Genomic DNA, 3911 nt, shown 5'->3' with positions numbered 1-3911 from the left:
GGTGATGGTGGCTCGGCCACGGGTGCGACGGCGACTCACCCGTACACGGCCGCGGGGACGTACGTCGTCACGCTGACGGTCACGGACGACAAGGGTGCGACCAACGTCGCGGCCTCGTCGGTGACGGTCGCGACGACGCCCGGGGGCGGGGATCCGCAGCCGCAACCCCTGGCTGATGACTCCTTCGATCGCTCCGTCAGCGGAGGGTGGGGCCAGGCCACGGTCGGCGGATCGTGGAAGGTGTCCGGGGGATCGGCCTCTGTGGCGTCCGTCGCCGCCGGGGTCGGTCGACTCTCGCTTCCCGCGGGCAGCACTCGCTACGTCACCCTCGACGAGACTCCGCTCTCCGACGGGACGGTGACGACCCAGTTCACGATGTCACCTGCCGCGGCCACCGGGGCGAGCTACATCGGCGTCGTCGCCCGGCAGACGTCGGCTGACCGCTACATGGTCCGTGCGTGGATGCGGGCCGACGGCACCGTCTGGCTCGTCGCAAGCCGTGGGGCCACGGTTCTCGGCTCGCAGCCGCTCTCCGGCGTGACGGCTGTGCCCGACACGTCCTACTCGTTGACGGTTTCTGTGACGGGAGGCACCACGCCCTCCTTGTCGGCCAAGCTGTGGGCGACGGGGGCCGCGGAGCCCGCGAACTGGCAGCTCGTCGCGGCGGACGGTTCGGGTTCGCCCCTGTCGGCTGGAGCCTTCGGCGTGGTCGCCTACCGGGTGAGCTCGGCGACGGCTCCGTTGGCCGTCGCGTTCGACTCCTTCCGCGTGGCGTCGGCTCAGTAGGATCGGTCGCGTGATCGCCGCTGCACCGACCGCCCTGCTCGCAGTGGCGGCCGGCGCAGCGGTGATCATCGCGATCATCTCCTGTCGCGCGTGGCCTTCTGCCGCCTTCGTCGCATGGGTGTTGGTGCTGTTCTTCGTTCCGGTCTGGGTCGGTGTGACCGTGGGCGCCTTCTGGGCGGCCGTCACCCTCATGACGCTCCTGATGATCGCGGTCAACTGGTCGGCGGTTCCCCTGCGGGTCGCTGATCTCTGGATAGCGGCGTTCGTGGTGGTCTCCGTGAGCCTCTTCGCATTGGGGTCCGTGACGCTGTCCGCCATGACGATCGCACTCCTGGAATGGATCGTGCCGTACATCTGGGGTCGAATCGTCTTGGCTCGCGTGGGCAAGAGGGTCATCGTCAGGACCATCGCGATCGTGGCGGTCGTCGCTGCCGCCTTGACCATCCTGGAGTTCGCCCTGCACTTCAACCCCTTCGTCCTCATACCCGGCTCCGGGGAGGCGTATACGACCTGGCGACCGCTGCAGCAACGCGGCGGAGTCATGCGCGCGGAAGGCGCTTTCGGGCACTCGATCGCTCTGGGGGCCTCGCTGGCCATGTCAACGGCGTTCGTCGTGGCGACCCGGTGGCGACTCGCGCCGATGCTTCTTTCGGTGACAGTCATCGGAGTTGCAACGGTCGTCACCTTCAGCCGGGCGGCTCTGATCACCCTCGTCGTCACCCTGGTGTTGGCCGTGTTCTTCCTCCCTGGCGTGTCGGCACGGATCCGCGCCGGATTCGTGGCTGCCGCGGTAGTCGCCTTCGTCTCGGTGTCGCCCTTGCTCGACAGCGTGTTCGGGGACGCGGGTAGCGACCTGGAGGTCAGCGGTGACTATCGGAGCGACCTGGTCGTCCTACTGGATCAGGTGCGATTGATCGGTAACGCGGGGGATTGGACGACACGGGTGTCCGGAGACGATTACCTGGGTTACTTCGCCCGTAGCGTCGACAATGCGCTTCTGGTGCTCCTCCTCCGGTTCGGTTGGATCCCGACCGGCCTGCTGGTCGCGGCGCTCTTGTGTGCGGCTCTCACCGTCGTGCGCAGGTCGACGCGTAATCCCCCTGGTATCGCGGTGGTCGGCCAGCTGCCGAGTCTCGTCGTGGTCGCGCTCATCACGCAGTATGGGATGTTCCTCTGGTTCTGCGTGGGTCTCGCGCTGTCATGGGGACATCGGTCCGACCACGAAGACGACCGCGCGAGTGTGTTCACGTCCGAGCCCGAAAGGATGGTAGCCAGATGAAGAGGCACGGATCGGGCGACATCGATGCGCGCATCGAGCGTGTACTCGCGAAGGACGCGTGCTCCGGGTGCGGCGCGTGCACCTTGATCGACGACGGAATCAAGATGCGCCTCGACGAGAATGGGTACTTGCGGCCGCGCCGGATGGATCCCTCATCGTCGCCACGTCCGGAGGATGGGCGCGTGTTCTCCCGTGTGTGCCCGGGCGAACGCGTGCCCGCGCCCCCGGTACCGGCATCGGTGCGTGTACACCCCATGTTGGGGCCCTATCTCGAGATCTGGCAGGCGTGGGCTACGGACCCGGAGTTGCGCCTGCGTGGTAGCAGCGGAGGGACGCTCACGGCACTGACCGAGTGGCTCATATCGTCGGGTCAGGCCTATGCCGTGACGGGGGCCGCGGCGGACACGGACCCTCGGAGGTCGGTCCCCGTCACGATCACGACACGCGACGAGGCGCTTCGCGCTGCCGGCTCTCGCTATACCCCGGTCGCCGCCGCGTCGAACGAGGACACGCAGAACCGCGCGGGTGCCGTCGTCGGCAAGCCGTGTGATGTCGCCGCACTCCGTGCTCTCGGTCGCGTGCGCCCGTCGACGGGCGATCCCCTCATGCTGTCCTTCTTCTGTGCTGGCACTCCGAGTGCTCACGCGACGTCCACTCTCGTCACCAAGCTCGGCTTCGCATCCGACAGCGCGCCGGACGAACTGTGGTATCGCGGCAACGGATGGCCGGGACGTTTCACCGTCTCCACGGGAGGGCGCACCGCGTCGATGAGCTACGACGAGTCGTGGGGTGGCGTCCTCGGGCGCACGACCCAATGGCGCTGCAAGGTGTGCGTGGATGGCACGGGTGAGCACGCGGACATCGTTGCGGCCGACAGCTGGGCGAGTGATGCGAATGGCTATCCGATCTTCGCCGACGGAGAGGGAATGAGCGCGCTCATCGCGCGCACCGCTCGTGGCCGAGCGGTCATCCGCGCAGCGATCGACGCGGGCGTGATCGAAGCCGTGGATTACTCGATCGATGACCTCGCGCGCATCCAGCCGCTGCAAGTGGATCGCCGACGCTACCTGTGGGCGCGGATCGTCGGCGCGTGGTTCGCGGGGCGTCACAGTCCTCGGTACTCGGGCTACCGCGGGCAGCTTCTTCGTCTCACGCTCCGTAGTCCGAGGCAGAGTCTTCGGGTGGCCCGCGGAACATGGCAGCGTGTTCGCCGGAGCACGAGGCCCACCGCGTAGGGGCGCCGGTTCATTAGAGTCGTCTCAGCCGGATGCGGTCGATACTTCTCGCACCTATTCTGGTCGCATCCCGAGACGCCGGACTCCCCAGGCTCCTGCGTCGCTCTTCTTCGCGAAAGACCGGTGAGCCTGCGTGTCCTCCCCCCAGACGCTCTCTTCGCGCGCTCGCATCACGATCGCTGCTGCCCGGCGGCTCCGCCGCCGACGGACTCTCTGCGCGGCCGCCGTCGTGGCGGTCATCGTCGGATTGTTGTCTCCTTCAGTTGCCGTGGCAGACGAGTCGGCACCCGTCATCGCTTACGACTCAATGAACCGGAGCACCGCGAAGGGCTGGGGAGTCGGCGACTCGGGGGTCTCCTACTCCGCCACGCCTGCCAATGTCGGTACGACGTCGGGGGGCTGGGCGACACTTACTTCTCCCCGTGCGGGAACCGCGGCGACCATGACTCTGGGCGGCCGCTCGGCGACGGACCAGACCATCCGCGTCGACGTTCTGCTGCCTGAGCCCCGATCCACCATGTCGGGTGCGGTTCGTGGGCGTGCCGTGAAGTGAAATGTCCTTCTGGTCTGGGAAAATGTTGATTGTCTAGAGCAACGTTTACCAGTCCGGA

3 protein-coding genes are annotated in these 3911 nt (G+C 67.4%); all 3 read left to right on the top strand.

All coding sequences use genetic code 11. The annotated features are described in order from the left end of the window. A partial coding sequence (locus WFI00_RS17660) for a PKD domain-containing protein (RefSeq protein ID WP_336633492.1) occupies window positions 1–786 on the top strand: 786 nt, incomplete at its 5' end. A 10-nt stretch (window positions 787–796) separates the two neighbouring features. Beyond that, on the top strand, window positions 797–2065 hold the full coding sequence (locus WFI00_RS17655; protein WP_336633493.1) for a hypothetical protein: 1269 nt from the start codon (window positions 797–799) through the stop codon (window positions 2063–2065). 254 nt (window positions 2066–2319) lie between these two features. Further along, on the top strand, window positions 2320–3300 hold the full coding sequence (locus tag WFI00_RS17650) for a Coenzyme F420 hydrogenase/dehydrogenase, beta subunit C-terminal domain (RefSeq protein ID WP_336633494.1): 981 nt from the start codon (window positions 2320–2322) through the stop codon (window positions 3298–3300). Window positions 3301–3911: the final 611 nt, after the last annotated feature.

The organism is Microbacterium sp. MMO-56 (assembly GCF_037146215.1).
Lineage (GTDB): Bacteria > Actinomycetota > Actinomycetes > Actinomycetales > Microbacteriaceae > Microbacterium.
This window is presented reverse-complemented; position numbering and strand designations above follow the sequence as displayed.